Here is a 23,330-nt window from a genome sequence, read left to right as displayed (position 1 = left end):
GGCTCAGGCCCTGTAGTCTTCGCCGCCGCGCGGCACGAAGACCTCGAGCGCCTGCGGCAGGATCGCGAACCGCGCCGGCGTCTCGGTGACGATCTCGCCGTCGGCGTTGACGGGCCGCGGGCGGCGGGTGCGGACCTCGAAGGCCGCGCCGCGCATGTTGCGGATCTCCTTCAGCGCCCGGTGCTGGCCGAACCGCATGGCCTTGAGCATCAGCACCAGCTTCCAGGCGCGGGCGAATTCGAGGCTGTAGAGGTCGAGCAGCCCGTCGTCGACGACCGCGGCCTCGTCCACCTGGTTGCCGCCGCCGTAGAACTTGCCGTTGCCGACCGCGATCTGCAGCGTGAGCGCCCTCACCTTCCTGTCGCCGGCGACGATCCGCGCGCGGAAGGGCTTGGCCTTCGAAAGCGTTTTGGCCGCAGCGATGGCGTAGCCGAGCTTGCCGAAGCGCTTCTTGAGGTCGCCCGAGAGCTCGCCCGCCAGCGCGACGCTGAGCCCGAGGCTCGCGACGTTCAGAAACGGCTGGTCGTTGACGAGGCCGACGTCGACGCGCCGGCTCGCGCCGTCGGCCACCACCGCGATCGCCTCTTCGAGGGCGACCGGCAGGCCGAGCGTGCGGGCGAAGTCGTTCGCGGTGCCGACCGGCAGCACGCCGAGAGGAAGCCCGGTCTCGAGAGCGCCGCGGAGCGTCGCATTGAGGGTTCCGTCGCCGCCCGCCGCGACGATCATGTCGGCGCCGTCGCGATTCTCGACGATCAGCCTCGACACGTCCTCGCGCGAGGACGCGTCGAGGCGCAGCGGATCGATCCCGCGGTCGCGCAGGCCCGACACGACGGTCCCCAGCGCCTCGGCGCCGCTTCGGCTGTTGCTGTTGACGATGAGGAGGGCGCGCCGGGTCATGTCGGTCTGACGGTCGCCCGGCTGGCGGCCCGTTCGAGGCTCTGTCCAGCCTGCAAACGGAAGAAGATGGCGGGAGTGACGGGACTCGAACCCGCGGCCTCCGGCGTGACAGGCCGGTAGATTCGAGTGTCACTTCAAGGTTCTTTCAAAGCATAGCCCGGGCGATAGGGCTACTAAAATGCTGAAAAGTTTGAACCCGAGAACCCCGGTTTAGCCCCTCTCGCGCCGCCTGATCTCCGCCGGCGTCGGCGTCGGGTCGTCGTCCGGCAGCCCGCCGTCGATCACCCGCAAGCCGCCCATGCCGGGCGGGAGATCGGGCGGCGTCCTTTCGCGCAGGTCCACGAAATGCGCGTGGCATGTCGGGACATACTGGCTGCGCGACCGCTCGTGCGGTTCGCGGCGATAGGGACAGCTCTTGGAGAGCTCGGCGAGCACGTCCTCGAGATCCGCGTTCGGGCCGCAGCGCACGGCGAGCCGCGCCAAGCGATAGACGCCCTCGCGGTGACAGAGATTGCAGCCCACGCGGACCACGACATACGGGAACTGGACGAGCCGCACGGCGCTCTAGCGCGCCGGCCGGGCCGGCTGCCTCCCCCGCGCGAAGCCGAGCGAGGCGCGCGATCGCGCGACCTCGAGAGCGGCCGACATCTCGCCGAGCTGCACGAGCAGCGCCCGCACCGCCTGACGCTCGCCGCCGGCGGCGCGCACCACCTCGTCGACCGCCGCTTCATCGGCCGCTATCGTCTCGTCGTCGAAGAGGGTTTCGGCCGCCTCGCCCATGTCCGTCGCTCCGGTTGAGCGACATGGATTCCATGAGAACGAAAATGGAACAAGAGCCGATAGACGAAGCCCGCGAAATCGCCGCAGCGATCCGCGAGCTACAGGCCCGCGCCAAGCGCGCAGGGCTCGCGATGACCGCCTACATGCTGGAGATGGCGGGGCTCACCGCGGAAGAAGCAGCGCGCGGCGGCGAAAAATAACCGGACATTTTGCCCGGATTTAGTTGACGCCGGACATTTTGCCCGGTATTGATGATTTCAGCAAGGGCAATAGAGCCCGGCAGGAGATCACGCAGATGGCACGTATCGCCCGCATCGAACGTCAGGAAGTCGTCACGCAAGCGGTTTCTGGTGAATACCTCGACAGCTACGACGTCATCACGACCGTCTATTTTACCGACCGTCACCTGCCAGATTTCACGGTCCTTACATCAAACCACATGGTTGTGACTTGGAAGTCGGGAGCCATTTCGGCTGCGCTTGCGACCGAGGAAGAGATCCGCGTCGCCTACGAGGAAATGACGGGAGGTGTTTATCTGGCCACCCCCGACGAAAGGGAGCAAGCCCGCCAAGCCGTGCGCGCGCTGCTGCACCCGCGGCGCGAAGATCTGATCTCGGCAGACCGTGAGCGTCGGCGCGAAGCCCACAAGACGGACCTCATGATCTTCAACGGATTGCCCGAGGCTGAAGCCGAAGCCATCAGCCGGGCGGCCTATGAGCGTCAAATCTCAGTCGCCGAAGCCGACGAGATGACGTCGTCAGAATATCGTGACACCCTCAAGCGCTTGAAGCTCTCGCACGTTCAGGCGGCAAGACTGTTCAAGGTCGACGAGCGCACCGGCCGCCGTTGGGCGACCGACAAGAGCGTCCCCGCGGCCGTCGCCAAGCTCCTGCGGCTCGTGCACGCCGGGCGGCTGACAATTGCTGAGATCCGCGCCATGTAAACGCAAAAAGAGCCCCGCCTCGGCCGAAGCCAAGGCGGGGCTCTTTGACGGATTGGGCTAAGCGTTACGACGGTGGGCGCATCATCGCGCGGTACTTCTCCTCGCGCAGATCCTCGACCTGTTTTTCGAGCCGCTGGATGACGTCGCGCACGCCATAGGTCGAGCCGGCCTGCGCCTTCACCTCGTCGATCTGACGCTGCAGGTTGGCGTCCTGCGCGTCCTGGCTACGCCAGTGCTCTTCATGCTCGCCGCGCGGGACGATCGCCTTGCCGTCTTCCCGAATGCGAGCCTCGAGCGCTCGCAGGTCCGCCGCGTTGGTCGCGATCTTGGCCTCGACCTCCTGGCGGTAGACGACGCGGTTGTTCTCGTACGTCGCCTTGAAGTCCTTGAAGCCTTCGACCGACAAGGCGTCCTTTGCGTTGGCGCGAATGTCCTCGCGGGCGTCGCGCAGGCCCGCGGTGACGGGCAGGTAGGCGAGCGTCCCGATCAGTCCCATGAAGGCGATCGTGATCGTCGCCGCGACGCTGATCGCCTGCCACTGCGGCTTCTGGTTCGATCGAAACTCGGCGCCGATGTCGGCGACCGACTTTTCGAGCTGCCGAAACCCGAGGTTCATCGACTGCTCGAGCTGGCTGATCCGCGAGCCCTGGTTCGCGACGCGCTCGTCGAGCTGCGCGTAGCGGGCCTCCGGGTCGAATGCGCCGTTCGCCATGGTGCTCATCCTGCCTGTCACCGCGATGTCCTGCTATCGAGGGCCTGCCTTTCAGCCGATTGGGCGGGTCGTGTTCACGCGGCCGCCGACCGACACGGCCGCGCCGACGACGCCCCAGACGACGCCCGTCAGCGTCACGGCGGCGTTCCACCACTTCACCTGCTCGGGCGAAGCGAGGTCGACGATGACCGGCGTCAGCGTCGGGAGGGCGGCGACGAGCGCGCCCGCGCCGGCGTTGAGCGCGCCGACGATCGCGTGCGACCGCCACCACTTCACCGGCTCCAGAGCCGGCGCGATGCGCCCATCGGTCACGACCTTGCGGGCGACATGGCGCGCCTTGTTCATCGCGTCGCCCAGCGTGATCGGATCGCCGGCGGCGGCCTGCTTGATGATGTCGGTCGCCATGTCGGCGACGACGTCCTCGAGCTTCGGCGCGGTGACGGATTTGGACATCTATCTATCCTTTTTTGATATGATAATATTGCAGTTGATCGCCATCATTCGGAATGACAAAGCCAAGGATAATCAGATGATGATTGCCTTAACCCTAGAAGACCTCGCTGCCGCCCCGGAGGACGTGAAGCAATATGTCATTCGTCGACTTCTTGGCGTTGCTTCTCTGGAAGCAGAAAGATCAGATCCCGCAATCGACAGTTCATGCCTTGTAGACCTCTCTGAAAGAGAGGCTGTCGACCTTTGCAAAGGATGCGCTTTGCGGACCAGAATTGTTCTGGAGTCGATTGTTCGGCAGGGTCCAGAATTCTCGCTTCGTGTAATCGGAATGGACATCGAAGCGCCTGCGGGGTCCTTACGTGGCGCATGGTCAGGCCTGACGAAGCGCGTTCGGACCGTGACTATGAAGAAGAACGCTATCCTGATTGACTGGTATGGAGCGCCGAAGTTTTCGGATAACGGCGCGGTCCTAGATCAGGCCGGACGAGTCTCTGAAGTCACTCATGACGCCTTAGCGAAAGCATTAGGTCTCTAAGAGACCAGAGCCCCGAGCGCGTCGCGGCGCACGTTGAAGGACGGGCAGGCCTTCTGGGCGTACTCGTTGTGCCCGGACACCTTCGCGATGGTCGGGTACTTCTTGATCAGCGCCCGGCCGATCGCGAGCAGCGCGGCCTTCTGGGCCGGGGTGCGGGTGTCCTTCGCGGTCTTGCCGTCGGCCGCGAGGCCGCCGACGTAGCAGATCCCGAGCGTGCCGGCGTTGTGACCCTCGACATGGGCGCCGACCTGCGCCTCCGGCCGGCCGGCCGCGATCGTGCCGTCGAGCAAGACGACGTAGTGATAGCCGATGTCCTTCCAGCCGCGCTCGGCGTGCCAGCCGCGGATGGTTTCGACCGAGACCGACCGGCCTTCGGGCGTCGCCGCGCAGTGGTAGATGATCTCCTTGATCGACCGGCTCGTCTTCGGCTGGCGCGCGACGAGCGCCGCAGCCACGAGGTCGACGCTCGCCGCCGGGCTGTCCGGCTGCTTGACGGGCGGCGGCGAGGTCGGAGCCTTGGGCGCGGCCTTGCCGGTTTCGAGCGCGGCGAGCGCCGCGACCGCCGACAGCCGACCGAAGTCGCCGTCGACGCCGTCCTTGAGCGGGCCGCTCGCTCCGATCGTGTAGCCGAGCGCCACCAGCCGGCGCTGCACCGCAGCGACGTTGTCGTCCATGTCGTGTCTCCAGAGTTGAGAGGTTCGGCTCGCCGGCGATCAGCGCCAGGCGAACACCCACACTTCGCCGCGCGCGCCGTCGCCGCCCTTGCCGGACGCGAAGCCGTTGCGCGCCGCGCCGCCGCCGCCGCCCGAGCCGCCCGGGATCGCGCCGTTCCCCCCCGCGCCGGCCGCCATGGTGACGCCCGAGGCCCCGCCGCCGCCGCTGTCGCCGGGCGCGAAGGCTTTCAGGCTGGCGTAGCCCGAAGCCGCGACGCCGGCGGCGCCGGCCGCGCCCTCGGTCGTGCCGCGCAGGCTGCGGGCCGACGACGGATCGGCGAGGCGGGCGAAACCGCTGTTGCCGCCCGCGTTGAAGGTATTGGCCGCCGTCAGGCTGCCGCCCGCGCCCGCGCCCGAGCAGAAAAGCCCGGGCCCGTCCGAGCCGACGCCCGACGTCCCGAGCACCGGCAGACCGCCGAGCAGGCTTCCGATCAGGCCCGGACTGAAGCGCTCTCCCGGCGCGCTGGCGGCGGTCGGCGCGGAGACGCCGCCGCCGGGCCCGGCCGCCGAGGCGACGACGGAGGCGCGGCCGTAGGATCCGAACTGCGAGATCGCGCCGTTCGTGCCGGCGACGCCGTTGGCGTCAGCGCCGGCCTGCGATGCGCCGCCGACGCCCCCGGCCCCGACGATCACGGGCACCGTGTCCGGGAGATCGGCCGCCAGCATCTCGGTCGTCGACATGGTGCACGGCGCGCCGCCGCCGCCGCCATAGACCGGGACGCCGGAGCCACGCGTGCCGCCCGAGCCGCCGCCATGGCCGCCCGAGATCGCGGCGGCGACGACGCGCGTCGCCCAGGCGGGTTTGATCCAGGTCCCGTTCGCCATGAATTTCTGGACGTCGATCCGCTCGGGCGCGGTCGCGATCCCGACCTCGAGGCCGGCGGCCCGGGGTCCGGACGCGGCGAGCGTCGCGAGCGCGGCGAGCGCCGCGACGGCGATCATGCGAAGCATGGCCATCACCGCGCCCCCGTTCCCGTGAGGTCGACCACCACGGCGCCGCCGGCGATCGAGATCACCCGCACCCGCCACCAGGCGGCGCCGGGCTCGAGATAGGCCCGCACTGTCGGCGCGGCCGAAGGGTTCAGGACGACGCTGTCGCCCGCCTTCGCCCAGCGCGGCGAACCCGCCGGGTCGACCGCCGATCGCTCGACGACGAGCTCGACGGCGGTCGCGGCCCCCGAGATCGCCACCGCGAGGTGGCCGGAGAGCGGCAGACCCTCGGTCGCGTCGCCCGCAGCCGTGAGGCTGCGGGACTGCGTGTCGGCGAAGATCGGGGCGATCTTGCGGAAAGAGTCGCCCAGCGAGACGACGGCCGCGCCGGCGGGAAGCGGCGCGGCCAGAAGCGCCAGAAGCGCCAGAAGGCGTCCGGTCATGGAAGCGTCCTCGACATGAAAAAGCCGCCTCGAGGGCGGCGCGGAAGGGTCAGGTTGCTTGCGGACTTGGGATCAGGCCGCGAGGTCGATCCCGCGGATGTTCTTCCAGAACTTCTTGGACTTGGCGTACATCGCCATGACCTGTTCGGTGCTTTTGGCGACGCCGTAGATCGACGCCTCGCCGATATCGACGATGAAAGACGTCCCGGAGATCGACTTGCCGATGCGCATCAGGCCGCCGTCGTCCGCGGCGAGCGTGCGGTCTGCGATCTTGCGGCCGCCGGACGGCGTGTAGACCACCGGGGCCGCGCCCTTGTGCGGCGCGTAGAGCCGCATCTGATTATTCGCCGCGTCGATCACGACGACGATGTATCGAAAATTGGCGCGGGTCGAATAGGCCGCCGAATTCTCCGGCGTCGAGACGTTTTCCTTCACGCCGGCGTTGTCGACATAGCTCTGGCCGAGCCACTTGATGAGCGTGGTCGTGGCGTTGTCGGCGAGATAGACCGAAGAACCGCGCTGGTTTGCCGTGTCGAAGTTCGAGATCCCGAACCGGTTGCCGTTCGACGCGAAGACGTTCGGCCGCATCACGACCGCAAGCGTCATCGAGACGGTCTCCTGCACGCTCGTCTTGTAGGCCCCGTTGGAGGACGGCGAGAAATAGTGCTCGGCGTAGGCCGGCGGCGAAGCGCCCTCGAGCGTCAGCGTCGCGTCGTGACCGGACAGATCACGGGCGGATTTCTCCAGCTTCTCGCCAAAGCGCCAGGCCCCTAGCAGCCCCGCGGGATCAAAGACATGGGCGGCCGGAAGGGCCGAGTTCAAAGTATCGCCTTCTAGGCTCACAAGTCCGGTCACGGCGGTCAGGCCTCCTGATGGATTTCGAAAAGGACGGAGTAGTTGTCCATGCGGCGCACAGCCCCGTTAGACATCGTGTAGGTGATGGTCGCGCCCTGCTCGTCGCGCAGGTTTCCGCGCGGCCACGTCTCGCCGGTGCGCCCCCTCGCGTAGGCGAGGACCGCATTGATCGGGATGTCGCTGTCGGTGCGGATGCGGACGCGGTCGCGCTTCGGGCCGACGACCTGAACCGACGTGATGATGTCGATCAGGGCTCCGGTCTCTTCGTCGAAGAGGTCGAAGCCGTTGTTGGCCACGGCCGACACGACGTCGGTCGCGAACACGAGGCCGCCCACCGGCACGTGGAACCGAATGTCGATCGTGCGCAGACCCCACGCATGGCCGATCGGCTCGAGCGGGCGCCAGCGAACCTCGTCGGCGAGCGTCCGCTTGGTCGCGATCGCGGTCATCAGGCCCATCAGCCGCGAGCCGTCATTGGCGAGATGCACCCGGTCCGACTGGTAGGGGAGATGATAGGTCGGGCCCGCCATGATGAGGTCGGGGCTTTCCGCGCAGGCCGCGAGCTGCGCGAGCGCGATCGTCGGGCGGGGCCGGCCGTAAGACGAGATGTGGTCGGCCGACTGGTTAACGACGGTGATTGGCCGGAACGTCTGGCGCGTGCGCGCGACCGCGTCGTCGCCGAAGCGTTTGGCGAGGTCGATCAGCGCTGCCTTATAGCTCTCGGCCGAGGTCTCCAGCCCGTAGTCGGCCGTGCCCTGAACCCATCCCTGCCCCTGAACCGAATGCGACTTGCCGTCCTGCGCGCAGAGCGAAGCGCAGGCATCGATATGGGTGAGAAGACGGCTGTAATAGAAGCCGCCCGGCGACAGCACGCTGATCGGCTGGCTTTCGCGGCCGGGGTTCGAGCCGAACCAAACCCCGTCCTGATCGCCCCAAGCGACGCCGTCTTCGTCGATCAGCAGCTTGACGATCCCGTTCAGCGTCGCGGAGGTCGGACTTTCGTAATGGTCCTCGCCGTTGTGCTCTTCGACGAGCGGCTTCCAGGCCGAACGGTCTCCGTCGCTCTCGTTGAAGACGGCGGAGACGCCGCCAATGAACGTCTTGTTTCCATAGGGCTGCACGGTCGAAAGGATCGGGAACGCGCCTTTCCCGTGGCCCAAAGACTGGCCGTTGAAGAAAAACTGGTTCACGTCGGTGAAGACGTGGACGCTGGGCGGCGGCTTATCGACGACGGCACCGCCGCCGATCGCGGGCTGGACCATCACCCCGCTTTCATCGAAGCCCAGAAAAATACGCCCGGACTTGTCGGTCATCGCAAACAGGTAGCCCGGCAGCGACACGACTTCGAAAGTCATTCCCGGCACCTGAACGCCGCCGCTTTCCGTGAAGGCGAGCAGGATCCGCTCAGCGCGGTCGAGCCAGGCTTTGAGATATCCCGGCAGAGCGACCTCAGAGTGCAGCTCGCCCATCAGCCGAACCGCGCCATCGCGCGCGAAGGCGAGCGCTAAACGCTCGTTCATCGTGACCGCCCAGTCGTAGACCCGGCCGTCCTCACCAACGACGCGCGCCGGGCGCGGATCGAGGGCGGACTGAGCGAGCTCGGCCTGCAGGCCGAGGCCGATCAGCGTCCAGGGCGAAATGAGTTGCCAGTCGGTCGCCGGATCATTGCGGACCGTGCGGAGATAGAGGCCGACATTCGCCGCCTCCTCCACGAAGCCGACCAGCGCAGTGGCGTTCGCGTTGAGTTCGACGAGCGTGTCGACGACCAAGGCCCCAGAGCCGACCATCGCCTGCGCCTGGTCGCGAAAGTCTTTCGCGGCGGCGCTGGAGGCGGCGGCGGCCGTGGCGTTCCCTTGCGTCTGCCCGACCGCCGTGCCGGCGACGACCGCCGATCCCGCGGCCGCCTGCGCGCTTCCGGCCGCCGCTCCGGCGCTGCCGCCCGCGGCCTGCGCGTAGCCTGACGCCTCGCCGGCCTTGGTCGTCGCAGCCTCCGCGAACCCTTCGGCCGCGCCGGCGCTTCCAGCCGCTTCGCCCGCGAAACCCTCGGCCGCCGCGGCGGCCTCGGCCGCCGGCCTGAAATCGAGATAAGGATCCCAATCAACGTCCGAGCCGGGCTCGCCCGGCACAAGGCTGGTCGCACGTTTCGCGAGCCATTGCCGGCCTGCGAGCGGAACGAGGTCGCGCGCGTCGACGCTGTCGCCGGCCTCGTAGTCTGGACGCCATTTTGCGAAGGCCGGGCCCGGGGGGCCCGCCAGACGGGGAGTCGCCATCGTGTTGTCCTTCAGGAGGGAAAGTCGAAGAACCGCTCGTCGCTTTCGACGAGGGCCGTGAGCCCGCCGCGGCGGGCGAGGAGGTCGTAGCGATAGGCGCCGGGCGGCACGCGCTCGGCGAGATCGGCGGCGAGCGCGCGCACCACGATCGGCACGCCGCCGTCCGGCAGCCGGTCGCCGAAGAGAACGCCGCCCTCCTCGCTCGTCAGCTCGAGCGCCGTCTAGCCCGGCGCATAGCGACCGTTCGCGGCGTCGATCGCGCGGAGGAAGACGAGCCGCGCAGTGAAGTCGAGCCCGACGACGTCGGCCGGCGCGCCGTCCTCGTCGGGGCCGATGAGATCGGTCTCGACCCAGTCCTCGTCGAGCCGGCGGTGATGGGTCGGAGCCCCGTGGCGACGATAGGCCATCGCCGTCAGTCCTCGTCGTCCGAGCCGCCGCCGGCGCGCGGAGCCCATCGCGCCGAAGCCGGTATCCTGGCCGAGGCGCGCAGCGCCGCGAGCTCGGCGAGCGCCGCCTTGCCGCCGCGCGGCACGAGGTTGTGGAACTCGAACTCGTCGTCGTCGGGCCCGCCCTTGCGGTAGAGCGCGCTCGACCCGTCGGCGTAGTAGATCCCGCGCGCCGTGTTCGACCGCACCGAGAAGTTCAGGAAGTCGCGGCCGGTGAGCGGGCCGCCCTCGTCGAGGCCGAGGCCCCAGCAGGACCAGACCGCGTTCTGCCGCGGCGTCTCCGGACTTGCGAGCCAGTCCTTGCGGCTCACGCCGTCGAGCGCGAAGCGCCCGATCTTGGCCCGGGCCGGGACCGAGCCGGTCGCGAGATCCATCAGCGTCGGGACGAGGTCAACCACGGAGACCGGCGTCCTGCAGACGCCCGCCGTGACGCCGGGCCCCGCGATCACGAGCGGCAGGCGCGTGGCGCGCTCCCAGAGCGTGAACTTGCGCCAGGCGAGCTTCTCGCCGAGCTGCCAGCCATGGTCCGACAGCATGACGATGATGGTGTCGTCGAGCTGCCCGCTCGCCTCGAGCGCCTGACGCAGCAGGCCGATGTTGTAGTCGGCATAGGCGATCTCGGCGCAATAGTGCTGGATCGCCTCCTTCCAGGCCTTGCAGGCCGGATCGTTCATGAAGCCGGGCTTGCCCTTCGAGCCCAGGCTGTCCTTGAACTGCTGGCTCATCTTCCAGCCGGCCTTGGGCTCGTCCCGAAGGTCTTTCGAGGTCTCGTAGGTCACGCCGCAGCGCGCGTCCTCGCTCATCACGCCGAGCGGATAGACGATGTCCTCGATCGGAAACTGCGCGAGGAACTCGGCCGGCGGATACCAGTTGAGATGCGGCTTCTGGAGCCCCATGAACAGCGCCCAGGGCTTGCCGCCATGGGGCTCGTTGATGACGTTCGCGATCGCGTAATTGACGCGGATCGTGTCGGGCCGCAGCTCCTTGGCGGTCTTGGCCGGGCCGTAGCCCTCGCCGGGCCCGAACGCGCCCTCCCCCGGCTCCTTGGGCGCGACGCAGGCGCCGCGGCCGCAATTCTCGAAGAAGTCCCAGGCCCCCGGATATTGCGAGGCGGCGCGCTTGCCGTCGCCGTCGTCGTTGCGCCAGCCGGTGTGGAAGATCTTGCCGATCCCGGCCGTGTAATAGCCCGCGTCCCGCAGCAGCCAGGGCAGGCTCTTCTGGCCGCTCTGGATCTGCGAGCCCTTCGGCCAGTCCTCGCCCTTGGTGTAGACGCCGGTCGTGGTCGGATAGAGCCCGTAGAGGAACGAGGTCCGGCTCGTCGCGCAATAGGGCGTCGTGGTGTAGGCGCGGTCGAACCGGCAGCCGCGGGCGGCGAGCCAGGCGATGTTGGGCGTCCGCGCGTCGGTGACGAGCGGATAGCCGCCCCAGGGCGAGGCCCAGTCGTTCAGGTCGTCGACGACGATGAACAGGATGTTGGGCTTCGCCGGGATCTGCGCGGAGGCAAGCGACGGCATGGCGAGCGCGAGCGCCGTCGCGGCCGCTCCCGCGTTGAGCGCGCGGCGCGTCAGGTCGGTCATGTTCGGATCTCCGATCAGGCGGATTTGGTGAGGTCGATCCGCGCCACGGCGGTCTTGGGCGTCGTGCCGAAGGCTTCGACCACAAGGTCGGCGTAGAGCGCGCCGGCCGGGATCACGGTCGCGCCGCCGCCCGAGGACCAGGCGAGCGTGCGGACGAGTTCCTGCGCCTCGCCGGTCGCCATGGTCTGGTTGAAGACATTGGCGGCGCTGATGAAGACCTGCTCGTAGTCGAAGAAGCGGACCGTGACGCGCACGACGTCGCCGCCCGGGTTCTGGCCCTGGTCGATCCGGAAGAGCGTCGCGTCGAGCCGATAGGACTGGCCGCTCTTGAGCGGAAATCGGTCGGGCCGGCGGCCGACGACCGATGTCGCGGGCGAGACGATCGTCGCGCCGTCGAGCACGACCACGGCGCCGTGGTTCGGGAGCGCGTCGACCCACGCTTCCGGAACGAGCGTCGCAAGCGCCGCGCCGAAGTCGCCGGCGGTCGAGGTCGAGAGCCATCCGACCTCGCCCGGACGGTCGGGATGGAACGCCGCCGTCGCGGCCACGACCGCTCCGCGCATCCGCGAGGCGACGTCGGCGACGTCGGCGATCGCCGTCTCGAACTGCGAGACGACCTCGTCGAGCTTGTCCTGCGAGGCGAAATAGTCGGAGAGCGCGAGCACCAGCTCTTCGAGCCCGTCGACGTCGCCGACCGAGCCGGAGCCAAGCGCGCCGCCGGCCGAGATCAGGTCGTAATTGCCCGGCCGGCCGGCGAAGAGCACGGGCCCGACCGGAATGGAGTTCGGCTTCGGGTTGCGGTCGTCGGCGACGCGGATCGTCCGCGCAGGCCCGATGAGCCCCGCCGTGTTCGCCATCTGGATCCGGGGCGAGCCGGTCGGGTTCGTCGAGGGAAAGACGCCGATGTAGAAGCGGCCATATTGGTCGGGGTTTGCCGAAAGCTCATCGGACGTGAAGGTGTAGACCGTGTCGTCCTCTTCGTTCTGCGCGGCGGTCGCGGTGCGCAGATGGATGACCTTGGCCTTGGTCAGGCCGTCGAGCACGAGCTGGACGTCGATCAGGCTGTCGTAGTTCGGGAGATCGGCGATCTTGGTGTAGGAGCCTGCGCCCGGCGCGCCGTTCTTCCGGTAGATCCCCTTGGTCCCGCCATAGACCCGGACCTCGGTCCCGTTCGGAAAAGCGAGCGCCTCGGCGCTCGTCAGGTCGCTCGAATTGGCGAAGGAGTACCAGCCGCCGCCGATGCCGAGCCCGGCCAGGATCGTGACGAAGACGTCCTTCGGGATCTGGCCGAGCCTCGTCCTTCCGCCGACCGACTGATGCGCCAGCAGGTGCGAGAAGTTCGACAGCAGATCGAGGGTGTCGGACCTAACGGTCATGCGACGCTCCAGCAAAAAGCCCGCCTTTTCAGGGGCGGGCTCGGGACGACGGTTCGGGCGGGATCAGTTGGCGACGTAGCTCTCGGTCGAGACGTCGTAGGAATAGGACATGACCGCCCCGCTCAGCCCGATCGACTGCAGCAGAGAGCCGACCACGCCGTTCAGCGTCGACAGGATCTGGAGCGAGGAGCCGAGACCGAGCGTCGGCGTCTTGATCCGGTAGGAGTGCCCGGGGAAGACGCGGTCGGTCGAGAGCGTGAACCGGCGCGTGACGCCCGCGAGGATGTTGCCGGTCAGCACGATCTCCGACGGGCTTTCGAGCGCCTTGAGCGTCGTGTCGGCGGCCGCCGGCATGGTCATGCAGAGCTCCTTGCGGAGCGGTCGCCAGTAATAGGTCACGACGCCGTTGAGGTTCATGGCCTGGCAGAGCAGAAGGTCGGTCAATCCGCTCCCCGCCGCGAGCGGCCCGGAGAACAGGTCGACCACGCGGGCGTATTTCCCGACCGTCGCGGCGTTCGCGGCCGGGAGCGGCTGATAGGTTACGGCCCCGATCGTCTGGGCCGTGGGTTTCACCGTGAAGCTCGCGGGCGAGACGAGCTGCGCGACGCTCGAGGAGAGCGCGGCGTTGGCCTCCTGCAGCGCCGCGATCTGGGCCGACTGGCCCGACAGGCTCATGCCCATCTGCACATATTGCGAGGGCAGGCCCGCGAGCCCCGCGAGCTGGGCGCGGAGGCTCTGGACCTCGGCCCGGTAGTCGGCTGGCCCGCTCATGGGATCGCGACCACGAGGCTCTGCGGCGTCTCGCAAAACGCGCCCTGGCGGTTTTTCGAGGCCGCCCAGTAGCGGTAGCTCTGGCCCGACGTGCGGCCCTCGTCGACATATTCTCGGACGTCGCCGCCGAAGGCGAGCAGCGGATCGCCGAGAGGGGTCGCGGCCGCAAAGCTCTGGCCCGGCGTCCCGCGGCGGAAGACGAGCTGGTAGGTATGATCGTCGTTCGCGGCCCGCGCCGAAAACCGCACCGTCGCGCCCGTGACCGTGGCGGCGAGCTCCACGGGATGCTCGGGCAGGTCCTCGGCCGCGACGTCGAAGGTCCGGGTCGCAGGCTCTCCGACGACGTCGTCCTCGTCGGTCAGGACCACGGCGAGCAGATAGGAGCCCGGCGGCGGCGGCTCCGGAGCGTCATAGGGCGAGGAGGTGAGATAGCCGTCATGGATCGGCGACATCTCCGACAGGCTCTCGGCGTCCGCCGGTCCGACGAAGAGCTGCGCGCGGTCCGACGGCGACAGCGTCGTCCAGCGGAACCGCACGATCCCGCTGTCGAACTGCGCGACATGGAGGTCGCTCGCCACGGGCCCGACCGGATCGGCCTGGCCGACCACATGGGAGAGGCTCGCGCTCCAGGCCGGGCTCTCGACCAGCGCCTTGCTGCGCGCCCGCGCCTGGATGCGGATGTTCGCGCCTTTCGGATAGACGCCGTCGAGCCGCCCCGTCGCGCGCGTCGCCGGAAACCACGGGCCTTCGGTCCATACCGAGTCCGCAGCGAGCCGATGCCGCAAACGAAACTCCGCGGCCTTCGGGATCCCGTAGCCGTGGCCCACATAGGCGGCGACGCGGCGGGGATCGGCGACGGTCTCGTCGTCGTCATAGAGGCTCTCGCCCGAGAGCGCGCGCAGCATGCGCGGCGTCGGCGGCGGGCGATCGTCGCCCGGCAGGATGACGCCGACGCGCGACGACCAGGGCGGCACGACGAGCGCGTCGAGGATGTCGAAGATCTGCGGGGCCTGGTCGAGCAGCGTCAGTCGCCCGTCGCCGTCGTCGCCCGGCTCCATGCCCTGCACCACCAGCAGGAGATCCTCGTTCGAGGCTTCCCCAAACCAGGCGAGGTCGCCGGGCTCGGGCGCGTCGCCCGCGCCGGTGAGCACGAGCGTGCGCGTCTCGCCCGGCGCCGAGCGAACGGCCCGCACCAGCACGACCGTCATGCCCGACGTTCCGTCCTCGGCCACCACGACCTTGCGGAACTTGGCCGCATAGGCCTTGCCGGCCTCCATCACCACGGGGGCCCTCAACGTCACGACGCGGCCCTCGACGCTCTCGACATATCCGGCCTGCTGGGCGCGGTGGATCAACCGATGCGAGAGCGCGGCGAGGTCGCCGTGCTCCAGCAGGCGGCTCTGCCAGTTGAGGCTCGAATAATGCACGTCGGGCCGATGGATCGCCTCGAGCCAGAGCTTGTAGCCCCAGACATAGGCGGCCGCCGGATCGGTGACGCCGGGCGGCTCGACCTCCTCGAAATTGACCGGCTCGACGCCGGACGGGAGATCGGGCCGGACCACTTCGCGGATCGCCGACTTGAAGTCGTTCGTCCGGTCCCGAAACTTCACGCGCCAGCCGTGAAGGTCGCTCTCCTTGTAGGAGCGCTGGCCCTCATAGCCCCAGGTATTGAAGGGCGTCAGCGGAAAGGCCGTCAGCGCGTCCTTGCGGCGGTCGATCGAGATCGTGCGCTTGCCGGCAGAGAAGATCGGGGCGGCGCGGCCGACCGCACAGACGTCGCGCATGGCCGCGTCGGCCGAGACGACATAGTCGTAGATCCGCGAGAACATGAGGTCCTGGTCGACATTGTGTGCGTGCCAGTCCGCGAGATCCGCGGCGCTCAGGCGATCGACGGGTATCGCCTTGGCGTTCTGCGTCATGGTGGCGAGCCAGCGATAGATGTCGGCCGGATTTCCGGTCTCGCGGCGCGGCTGATAGGCGCCGGTCGCGGGGTCCAGAGCGTCGATCAGCGAGGCGTATTCCTCATTGAACTCGTCCAGCGTCCCGCGAAGCTGGTTCGTGGCCTTGACGCGCAGCGCCACCATGGCGAAGGGCGCGTCGTCGGGCTGGTTGATCGGGTATTCCGGCAGGATCGACTGGATCGCCACGAGCTCGGTCGCGGAGCTTGAGTCCTCGAGGTCGAAGTCGTCCGGATAGGTCCGGACGAAGCTCACCTCCCAGAGCTGTTCGCGGGCGCCGGGAACGTCGTAGGGCCCCAGTTCGACGAAGAACGGCGCGGTGCGCTCGCGCTCGTAGTACCAGTCCTCGACCAGCACCCATTCGGCGTCGTCGGTCGGCGTGATCGGGCGGATCATCACCTTGATCCCGACGTTCTGGGACGTGAGTTTATTCTTCTTGCCGCTCCGGCGGCTCAGTCCGCCCGGAAAGCTCAGGATCGTCTTGAAGCTCGTCGCGTCCGGCTCGAGCTCGAGGATCGTGGGCTCGGAGAGCGGCGCCGACCCGTCGTCGTCGCCCTCCTCCTTGAACGCCTCCTCGCGCATGGTGAGGCGGATCTGGTGGCTCTTCTGGATCACCGTCTCGCGCAGCAGCGTGAAGGGCGAGTGATCGGGCTCGGAGACCGCCACGCCCTCCGAATTCATGGCGCAGAAGCCGCGGCGCTCGATCTGGTAGAAGCGGGCGTCGAAGCGCGACAGCAGCCGGTCGCCGATCTTGGTCTCCCAGGCGGCGAGCGGCGAGTATCCGCACATGAAGGCGGCCGTCAGATAGACGTCGTCGTCCTGCACGTCGACGAAGGGCGGGACCACGTATTTCGGGGCGTAGCGGTGCCGCAATCCGACCGGAAGCGGCACCGGGCCGCCGATGTCGCTCTGGTTCTTGAAGCCTTCGAGCGAGTTGAAGACGGACGGCTTCTCGCTGTCGGTCCGGAGCGGGATCAACAGGTTCACGAGGAACTGGCCGGCGAAGGCGAGCCCCGCGCCGAGCAGTCCTACGCCGAGCTGGCCGAAGCCGAGGAAGCCGCCGAGCGGGCCCGCGATCGCGAAGGCCGCGAGCGCCACCACGATCTGCAGGACCGACCGCAGCCCGCCGCCCTGGGGCGCGTCGTCGATCACGAGGAAGGCGCCCGGCCGAAGCCGGATCTTGGCCCAGTGCTTCAGCCGCGCCGCCGGCGACAGACGCGCCCAGTCGTCGGTCTCCAGGACGTGGCTCTCGTCGGCCCCGTGCAGCACGACGCGCAGACCCGCGCGCTCGGCGTCGGTGAGGTCCGGCGAGCGCGCCGCGACCGCCTCGGCGACGCTCGCGCCGGGGCGGATCTCGACCCCTTCGGTCCGCTTCGCGCCGTCGAGCGCGCGCATCAGCACGCGGACGTCGGCGCGCTTCGCCCGGATCCCGTCGTCGAGCTTCACGGGCGCGGGTCCTCGACGTGACGGCGGAAGCCGATCAGAAGCTTGGCCCAACGGCCGCGCGAATAGTTCTCGGGCGTCACGACCCCGGCCTCGCGGCTTGCATGCAGCATCAGGCCGGGGCGGATCACGAGACCCACATGGGTCGCCGTCACCGAGCGCTCGCGCATCTCGTGAAACCAGGCGACGTCGAGCTCGCGCTCGCGCTCGACGGTGATGAAGGGGCCGCCGTCCATCTCCCCGCGAAAGAGCCGGTCTGCCGCCGCGCGTTCGAGCGCCGAGACGACGCCGCGATGCGCCTCGATCGCGATCCCGAGCAGCTCGCGATAGGCGAGCCAGACGAGGCCGCGGCAGCAGAGACCCTCGCGCGAGAACCCGTCCTCCTCGAAGGGAAGCCCGCGATAGTCCGCCACCCAGCCGGCCATCAGCCCATGTTCCTGAGACAGGGGCTCACGCGGACCGTGAGGCGATGACGCACGAGCGGCGTGCTTTCGAGGGAGGGATAGCCGACCTTGATCGACAGCAGGTCCTCGTCGTCCTTCCAGACCGCGTCCACGACCTCGAGGCCCGGATAGTCGTCCACCACTTCGTTGGGCCGGGCCGCATGCACGGTCTGGATGTCGAGGCTCGCGCGCCAGATCGAGGACCGGACGGCGTCGACGGCCTCCGGCCCCTTATTGTCGATCTCGATCGCGGCCGCCGGCAGGGCCGTGCGGCTGGAGCCCGGCAGCGCGACCTTCATCGGCAGGTAGTCGTAGGTCTCGCCGCGCGAGACGAAGCCGTAGCGCAGCGGATCGTCGCTCAAGCGCACCGCGAAGCCCGTGCAGAGCAGGATCTCGTCCGAGCCGTCGACGGGCCGGATGCGCAGCAGCCCGACCTCGACCGCCGAGGAGTGCTGCTCGAGACGCTCGCGGGTCGCGGCGAGGGGAAACTTTTTCGGCATCGGGGCTCAGGGCAACAGATCGATCGAGAAGAACACGCGCATCATCGCGCCGGACGCTTGGCCGTTGCGGGGCGGCTGGCCGGGCGTGAAGCGCACGAGGCGCCAGAACGAGATCGCGATCGGCTCGTCGTCCGGCGTCGTCAGGGCGCCGCCCATCGGCGCGAACAGCGGGACGCCGTCATAGAGCTGGTCGCGCATGAGGAAGGGCCGCGCGCCGTTGCCTGTCTCGACGAGGAAGAAGCGGTCGAAGCGCGCCAGCAGGCCGCGATCGCCGCGGATCATGCAGGAGATCGTCTGCTCGCCAGCGAGCGCGATCGGACGCGTGAGCGTGACGCCGGCCGCCATGCGCGATGGCTTGATGAGGTCCGGCATCACGCGCTCGAAGCCGTCCGCGCGCACCTTCGGCGGCAGGTCCGCTGGCCATTCCAGCAGCGCCATCAGCCGAGCTTCTTGATCATGGGCCGGGCGCCGTAATTCGACTGGAGCGCCTTCGAGGTGGCGCTTCCGGGCCGCGACAGCGCGTCGGCGCTGCGCTCGTCGAGGATCACGTCGAAGCTGCGGCCGCCGCGGCCGTCGCGGCGCTCCTCGACGCGGGTTCCGGGCGGCGCGCCGAAGACGTTGACCGAGACGCTGGCCTCGCCGCCGCCCGCGGCGCGGGGCTCCTCGCCCCGGTTCATCGCCTCGAGCATCGGCCGCCAGCGCCGCGTCGCCGCCGCGTGGCTCACGAACTCCTGGCCGTGGACGACGCCCGCGATCCCCTTGCGCGAGCCAGAGCCGGTGTAGCCGCCGCTCTCGAAGCCGAAGGGGTTGAAGCCGAGCAGGCCGCTCAGCATGTTGCCGCCGCCGGTGAAGACGTTGCCGATCCCGCCCAGAAGCGACTGGAACACGCCGCCGAGGCCGCCGGCCTGCTGGGCGACGCCGCCGAGCGCGGGACCGGCCGCGGTCGCTCCTTGGGTCATCGCCGGGATCTGGGCCGCGGCGCTCTTGGTCGTGGTGGTGAGCGCGTTGAAGCTCTGCTCGAGCTGCGAGACGTCGAGCTTGGGCGCCTGAAACGCGCGATCGGCGTAACCGGCGCGCGAGCCCGCGTTGATCACGCCGGGACGCTCATATTCGCGCCGCACGATGTCGGCGGCGGCGCGCGGATCCTCGACGCCCGCGAGGCTTCCCATCACCCGGCCCTCGCCGGTGTTGCGCATCTCGTGGCGCCAGAAGCCGTAGTTGGCGTCGTAGGAGCTTGCGTCCTTGTGGCCGTTCTCGGCCATCCACTTTTCGAAGGCGACGCGGCGATCTCCGGTCCACTGCGCCCAGCCGAGACCGCCGCGGCCGCCGCGCGGGCTGATCTCCTGCGCGTAGCGAAGCCCGCCGGTCTCGGTCCCGAAATTGCCGGCGAAGCCCGCCGCCCCCGCCCGGGTGAGGCCCGGGAAGTCGCGCTGCGCGTCCGCCATGAAGCGCGAGGCGAAGCCGTCATAGTCGCCCGAACCGATCGCCGGGCCGCCGGCGACAGGCGCGAGCGGCGCGCGGACGATCCCGCCCGGGCCCCGCAGCGCCACGGCGCCGGCGGGAGCGGGCGAGGAGCCCGGCGCCGGCCCGAACAGACGGTCTCCGATCTGCGTCAGGCCGTCGGCCAGAGGCTTCGCCACGAAGCGCGCCATGATCATGCGCTTGACCATCTCCTCAATGGTCGCGCCCATGGACTTCAGCGTCGAGCCGACGCTGCCTCCGGCCTCGTCGAGCTTCATCAGGTCGTCGGTGAGGCCCTTGATCAGGTCGGTCGCGCCGTCGTCATAGATGCCGCGCAGGTCGGTCCCTTCGGCCGACAGCCGCGCGAGGCCGGAAAAGGCCGAGGACTTCGCGACCCGCGACTCGTTCGTCCGCTCGACCTGCTCGCGGTACTTCACGAGCGCCGCGGTCGCGGTCGCCTGGCTGATCGCGCCCTTCTCGACGAGCTCGTTCAGCTCCTTCTGCTTGATGGCGACGAGGCCGGAGACGTCGCCGAGATCGGCGCGGACCTGCGCGGCCTCGCGCTCGATCTGTTCGGCCTTGCGCAGCGCCGCCTCCCGGTCGCCGTCGGCGGCAGCGGCCTTCTCCTGCGCCTGCCGGTACTTGTCGAGCGCCTGCGCGGCTGCCTCGCTCGACAGCAGCCCACGTTCGACGAGCGCGTCGAGCTCGCGCTTCTTGATCTCGACCAGTCCCGAGACGTCGCCGAGCTCGGCGCGCGCCTGGGCGGCCTCGCGCCCGAGCCGCTCGGCTTCCTTCAGCCGGCGCTCGCGGGCGGCGGCGCCTCGCTGCTCTTCCGCTTCGGTCGGCGTCGGGGCCGACCGGGGGAACGGGACCTGCGAGCCCGCCTCCGCGCTCGCCGGGTCCGCGCCGCCCCGGTTCATGCCCATCGCGCGATTGCGCTCGCGCTGAGCCTCCTGCAGTCGTTCGAGTTCGGCCTGCTGATCGGCCAGAACCTTGCGCTGCGTGGCAGCGACGTCGGCGTTGCCGGCGGCTTCAGCCTCTCGAATGCGCGCGGACGTCGCCGCAACCGCTTCCGCCGCGCGAGCGACGGGGTCATCCACGCCCTTCGCCATCGCATCGGCCTGCGCGCGGACGTTCGGCGTGCCGTCGCGGATGAAGCCATAGCCCTGCGCGAGATAGCGGGCGAAGTCCGCGGCCTTTTCGGCGAGATCGGCCATCAGGGGCGCGAGATCGAGCGCGGCCTGCTTGAGCTGCGTGTCTATGATCTGGCTTGCGACGTCGAGACGATCGCCAAGCTCCTCGGCGCGCGCCAGAACCTCGCGCGGAACGATGAGCCCGAGCTCGCGGGCGCTCGCCACCATACGATCGACATTGCCGCCGGCCTCCGCGAAGGCCCGGCCGAGCGCCACGCCGCTCCGTCCGAACGCCGCGACCGCGATCGCGTTGCGCTCCTCGGCGTTGGCGGCCTCGGACAGCGCCTTGGCGAGGATCCGGACCCGCTCTTCCTGCGTGGTGGCGTTGCGGATCGCCTCCGCGGCCTCCGAATTGTACTGGGAGAGCTTGTCGTAGAGGTCGCCCTGCCCCGCGGCCGCCTGTCCCGAGGCGACCGAGAACTTCTGGAGCGCGCCGGTCGCCTCCTCGGCGTTGACGCCGGCGAGAAGGGCCGAAGCCGCGATCCCCTGATAGATGTCGGTCGACAGGCCGATGGAGTTCGCGGCGTCGACCGTCGCGCCGAAGCTATCGAGCGCCTGCTTGGCCTTTCCGACGCCGGCGACCACGGCGGCGGCGCCCGCCGCGACCGCGACGCCCGCGGCGAGGCCCGCCGGACCGAGGTTTCGCAGGAAGGTGAGCGCAGGACCAAGCGATCCGCTCGACGTCGCTAGGCCCTCGATCGACGATTTCGCCTCGTTGACCGCCTCGGAGAGCGCGAGCGCCCCGCGGGTCGGCGCGCGCGAGGCGTCGTCGAGCGCCTTCAGCGCCCGTTGGCCGTCCGTGCCGATGTCCTGCAGCGCGCGGCGCACGACCTCGCCGTCGCGGACCGCGAGGCGGATGACGACGGAGCCTCCCGAACGCTCAGCCATTCGCTTTCGCCTCCGCGGTCTCGCCCGCGATCTTCAGCACCACAGCCTCGCCGCGCTCGAGGCAATGGACGAGCGCGTCGGCGTCGCAGCGCGGCGAGGCCAGGAGCGCCGAGCCGTAATCGAGACCGACGAGGCGGCCGGCCGCGCCGGCGCGTCGCCACATGCCGGGCGTCGCGAGGATTTCGGCGGCGCGGCGGCCCTCGACCGTCACGGGCGCGTGCTCTCGCTCGGGACATCGCTGCCCGTCGGCCGATCGGCCGGTGAGCGCGCAGGCCTCGCCCTCTTCTCTGCAAGCGCGGCAGTAAGCGAGGCCGTCTCGCGCGCGCCAGTCCGCGAGCCGGCCGATCCTTCCCCCTCGTCATGGACCTCATGGACGCGCCGCAGCGCCGCCGCGACGATCCTGGTCGCGACGATCGGGTCCGCCATCAGGAGCTTGACCATGTCGGCGCTCGGCTCGGCGATTTCCATGCCGTCCTCGTCGCCGATCCCGCCCCAGGCGACGACGCAGCGCGCGCCGATGGCGAGATTGAAGGCCCATTCGCGGATCGCGGCCTGCGACAGCGGTCCGCCAATTTCGTCGGGAAGCGCGAGGCCGAGCGCCGCGAGCGCGAAGCCGCCATCCTCGATCGAGCGCGAGATCTCGGCGGCCTCGGCCATCGCCGCATGGTAGTCGGCGAGGTCCGCGATCCGGACCTCGACCCAGGCGCCGCCGTCGAGCCCGATCCTCGCCGGCGCCTTCGAGCCGGATTCGACGAGCCGCAGCATCAGGCGTAGCTCGCGATCGCATTCACGAGGGTCGCGGTGAGCATGGGCGCGGACGGGCCCTGCATGCCGCGGAAAGTGACCTGCTGCTGGAGCTTGCCCGGCCCGCTGATCGGCAGGCCGGCGCGTTCGAGACGCATCAGGCCGGAGAGGCTGAGAGACTGGTTCGCGCCGCGGACGTAGCGCACCGTCATGGCCTGGTCGGTCTCGCCGCGGGCGAGCGTGTCATAGGTCGCGTCGTTCCAGCGCAACGTCATGGAGCCGCGCCAGGACGCCTCCTGGTCGCCCGGGGCGTAGCCCGAGATCGTGTCCGTGTTGTCGACGTAGCGCTCCTCGGCGAGCGCCGTGTCGTAGGTGCCGTCGAAGCTCAGAAGCGTCGCCACGACGACGCCGCCGACCAGCAGCTCGCCGCGGGTCGCCGGCACCCTGGCGTCGGCGAGCGCGGCGGCGCGCGTGATCTCGTTCGTCGCGATGTCGCCGCCCGTGAAGGGCATGTCGTCCTTCGCGCCGAGATCCATGGTGACGCGCCGGAAGCCCGCAGCCTGGCCGAGCTCGAAGCGCATGGTGCGGCCGACGACGCCGTAGGTCTGGAGCAGGCGACCGGCGAGCTTCTGCTGGATCGTCTTGGACGGGAGCTGCGCCTTGCCGCTCGTGAACACATGGGTCACAACGCCCGAGCCGCTCGCGGCCGCGGCGCCGAAGAACAGGTGCAGCCAGTGGCCGATGTGGTTGACGTCGAGCGGCGCCACGATCTGACCGCCGGCCGTGACGAGGCCGGGCGCGGGAGGCGTCGCGTCGCGCGAGTTGTTCTGGCCGCCGCCGAGGATGGGGTCGTTCTCCATCGGCTTCTGGCTGTCGAGCTGGCTCGTATAGACGGGCGTCGAGACGAGCGGGCCGGCGGGCTTGACGCCAAAGGTCGCCTCGGTCCCGAGACCGAGCTCCAGCGTCTTACCGAGCGGCGTGAGGAGCGTCGGCATGGGT

26 protein-coding genes are annotated in these 23,330 nt (G+C 69.5%); 3 read left to right on the top strand and 23 right to left on the bottom strand.

Translation table 11 applies throughout. The features are described 5' to 3' along the window. Positions 1–3: 3 nt before the first annotated feature. From ACFOWB_RS14565 to ACFOWB_RS14555, 3 genes are all read right to left on the bottom strand, one after another. A complete protein-coding gene (locus ACFOWB_RS14565; protein WP_261402932.1) occupies positions 4–897 on the bottom strand; it encodes a lipid kinase in 894 nt (297 codons plus the stop codon). A 210-nt stretch (positions 898–1,107) separates the two neighbouring features. Then, positions 1,108–1,455 (bottom strand): hypothetical protein, encoded by a 348-nt coding sequence (locus ACFOWB_RS14560; RefSeq protein WP_261402931.1) that lies wholly within the window; start codon positions 1,453–1,455, stop codon positions 1,108–1,110. A 6-nt stretch (positions 1,456–1,461) separates the two neighbouring features. Continuing rightward, complete coding sequence (locus tag ACFOWB_RS14555; RefSeq protein WP_261402930.1) at positions 1,462–1,677, bottom strand: hypothetical protein; 216 nt, start codon at positions 1,675–1,677, stop codon at positions 1,462–1,464. A gap of 23 nt (positions 1,678–1,700) precedes the next feature. On the opposite strand from ACFOWB_RS14555, the gene ACFOWB_RS14550 reads away from it, so the two are divergent. Then, positions 1,701–1,877: a hypothetical protein gene (locus tag ACFOWB_RS14550; RefSeq protein ID WP_378147984.1), complete on the top strand. Its 177-nt coding sequence runs from the start codon at positions 1,701–1,703 to the stop codon at positions 1,875–1,877. Positions 1,878–1,900: 23 nt separating this feature from the next. Then, positions 1,901–2,620 (top strand): hypothetical protein, encoded by a 720-nt coding sequence (locus ACFOWB_RS14545; RefSeq protein ID WP_261402928.1) that lies wholly within the window; start codon positions 1,901–1,903, stop codon positions 2,618–2,620. 64 nt (positions 2,621–2,684) lie between these two features. Here the strand turns inward: ACFOWB_RS14545 and ACFOWB_RS14540 are convergent, their stop codons facing one another. Both ACFOWB_RS14540 and ACFOWB_RS14535 read right to left on the bottom strand, forming a co-directional pair. Further along, positions 2,685–3,332 (bottom strand): hypothetical protein, encoded by a 648-nt coding sequence (locus ACFOWB_RS14540; RefSeq protein ID WP_261402927.1) that lies wholly within the window; start codon positions 3,330–3,332, stop codon positions 2,685–2,687. A 51-nt stretch (positions 3,333–3,383) separates the two neighbouring features. After that, complete coding sequence (locus tag ACFOWB_RS14535) at positions 3,384–3,785, bottom strand: hypothetical protein (RefSeq protein WP_261402926.1); 402 nt, start codon at positions 3,783–3,785, stop codon at positions 3,384–3,386. Here ACFOWB_RS14535 and ACFOWB_RS14530 point away from each other — a divergent pair. Then, a complete protein-coding gene (locus ACFOWB_RS14530) occupies positions 3,778–4,320 on the top strand; it encodes a hypothetical protein (protein ID WP_378147981.1) in 543 nt (180 codons plus the stop codon). The genes ACFOWB_RS14535 and ACFOWB_RS14530 overlap by 8 nt on opposite strands. Here ACFOWB_RS14530 and ACFOWB_RS14525 read toward each other — a convergent pair. The 18 genes from ACFOWB_RS14525 to ACFOWB_RS14440 form a co-directional block, all read right to left on the bottom strand. After that, positions 4,317–4,994 (bottom strand): N-acetylmuramoyl-L-alanine amidase, encoded by a 678-nt coding sequence (locus ACFOWB_RS14525; protein ID WP_261402924.1) that lies wholly within the window; start codon positions 4,992–4,994, stop codon positions 4,317–4,319. The genes ACFOWB_RS14530 and ACFOWB_RS14525 overlap by 4 nt on opposite strands. Before the next feature lie 39 nt (positions 4,995–5,033). Beyond that, positions 5,034–5,990: a glycine-rich domain-containing protein gene (locus ACFOWB_RS14520; RefSeq protein ID WP_261402923.1), complete on the bottom strand. Its 957-nt coding sequence runs from the start codon at positions 5,988–5,990 to the stop codon at positions 5,034–5,036. After that, on the bottom strand, positions 5,990–6,406 hold the full coding sequence (locus ACFOWB_RS14515) for a hypothetical protein (protein WP_261402922.1): 417 nt from the start codon (positions 6,404–6,406) through the stop codon (positions 5,990–5,992). Before ACFOWB_RS14515 ends, ACFOWB_RS14520 begins: the two co-directional genes overlap by 1 nt. Before the next feature lie 72 nt (positions 6,407–6,478). Then, positions 6,479–7,228, bottom strand: a complete 750-nt coding sequence (locus tag ACFOWB_RS14510) for a hypothetical protein (RefSeq protein ID WP_261402921.1) — start codon at positions 7,226–7,228, stop codon at positions 6,479–6,481. 38 nt (positions 7,229–7,266) lie between these two features. After that, on the bottom strand, positions 7,267–9,531 hold the full coding sequence (locus ACFOWB_RS14505; protein ID WP_261402920.1) for a sialate O-acetylesterase: 2,265 nt from the start codon (positions 9,529–9,531) through the stop codon (positions 7,267–7,269). 11 nt (positions 9,532–9,542) lie between these two features. Then, positions 9,543–9,686 carry a hypothetical protein gene (locus ACFOWB_RS14500; protein ID WP_261402919.1) on the bottom strand — a complete coding sequence of 48 codons (144 nt, stop codon included), beginning with the start codon at positions 9,684–9,686 and terminating at the stop codon, positions 9,543–9,545. A 66-nt stretch (positions 9,687–9,752) separates the two neighbouring features. Beyond that, positions 9,753–9,938: a hypothetical protein gene (locus ACFOWB_RS14495; protein WP_261402918.1), complete on the bottom strand. Its 186-nt coding sequence runs from the start codon at positions 9,936–9,938 to the stop codon at positions 9,753–9,755. Positions 9,939–9,943: 5 nt separating this feature from the next. Beyond that, entirely contained in the window at positions 9,944–11,554 is a 1,611-nt protein-coding gene (locus ACFOWB_RS14490) for a sulfatase-like hydrolase/transferase (protein WP_261402917.1), read from the bottom strand. A 14-nt stretch (positions 11,555–11,568) separates the two neighbouring features. After that, the gene (locus tag ACFOWB_RS14485) at positions 11,569–12,930 is read right to left on the bottom strand and encodes a hypothetical protein (RefSeq protein WP_378147976.1); all 1,362 of its coding nucleotides are present in this window, start codon (positions 12,928–12,930) and stop codon (positions 11,569–11,571) included. Between the two features lie 63 nt (positions 12,931–12,993). After that, entirely contained in the window at positions 12,994–13,701 is a 708-nt protein-coding gene (locus tag ACFOWB_RS14480) for a hypothetical protein (RefSeq protein ID WP_261402914.1), read from the bottom strand. Continuing rightward, positions 13,698–17,105 (bottom strand): hypothetical protein, encoded by a 3,408-nt coding sequence (locus ACFOWB_RS14475; RefSeq protein ID WP_261402913.1) that lies wholly within the window; start codon positions 17,103–17,105, stop codon positions 13,698–13,700. Before ACFOWB_RS14475 ends, ACFOWB_RS14480 begins: the two co-directional genes overlap by 4 nt. Further along, the gene (locus ACFOWB_RS14470) at positions 17,102–17,527 is read right to left on the bottom strand and encodes an NlpC/P60 family protein (RefSeq protein WP_261402912.1); all 426 of its coding nucleotides are present in this window, start codon (positions 17,525–17,527) and stop codon (positions 17,102–17,104) included. The genes ACFOWB_RS14475 and ACFOWB_RS14470 overlap by 4 nt, the downstream gene beginning before the upstream one ends. Continuing rightward, positions 17,527–18,045 carry a hypothetical protein gene (locus tag ACFOWB_RS14465; protein ID WP_378147973.1) on the bottom strand — a complete coding sequence of 173 codons (519 nt, stop codon included), beginning with the start codon at positions 18,043–18,045 and terminating at the stop codon, positions 17,527–17,529. Before ACFOWB_RS14465 ends, ACFOWB_RS14470 begins: the two co-directional genes overlap by 1 nt. A gap of 6 nt (positions 18,046–18,051) precedes the next feature. After that, complete coding sequence (locus tag ACFOWB_RS14460) at positions 18,052–18,483, bottom strand: hypothetical protein (protein WP_378147971.1); 432 nt, start codon at positions 18,481–18,483, stop codon at positions 18,052–18,054. Then, positions 18,483–21,587: a phage tail tip lysozyme gene (locus ACFOWB_RS14455; protein WP_378147969.1), complete on the bottom strand. Its 3,105-nt coding sequence runs from the start codon at positions 21,585–21,587 to the stop codon at positions 18,483–18,485. The genes ACFOWB_RS14460 and ACFOWB_RS14455 overlap by 1 nt, the downstream gene beginning before the upstream one ends. Further along, the gene (locus tag ACFOWB_RS14450) at positions 21,580–21,798 is read right to left on the bottom strand and encodes a hypothetical protein (protein WP_261402908.1); all 219 of its coding nucleotides are present in this window, start codon (positions 21,796–21,798) and stop codon (positions 21,580–21,582) included. Before ACFOWB_RS14450 ends, ACFOWB_RS14455 begins: the two co-directional genes overlap by 8 nt. After that, entirely contained in the window at positions 21,795–22,352 is a 558-nt protein-coding gene (locus tag ACFOWB_RS14445) for a hypothetical protein (RefSeq protein ID WP_261402907.1), read from the bottom strand. Before ACFOWB_RS14445 ends, ACFOWB_RS14450 begins: the two co-directional genes overlap by 4 nt. Further along, positions 22,352–23,326, bottom strand: a complete 975-nt coding sequence (locus tag ACFOWB_RS14440; protein WP_261402906.1) for a phage tail tube protein — start codon at positions 23,324–23,326, stop codon at positions 22,352–22,354. The genes ACFOWB_RS14445 and ACFOWB_RS14440 overlap by 1 nt, the downstream gene beginning before the upstream one ends. Positions 23,327–23,330 lie beyond the last annotated feature (4 nt).

Origin of the sequence: Chenggangzhangella methanolivorans (genome assembly GCF_042648545.1) — a bacterium.
GTDB classification, from domain to species: Bacteria; Pseudomonadota; Alphaproteobacteria; order Rhizobiales; family Methylopilaceae; genus Methylopila; species Methylopila methanolivorans.
This window is presented reverse-complemented; position numbering and strand designations above follow the sequence as displayed.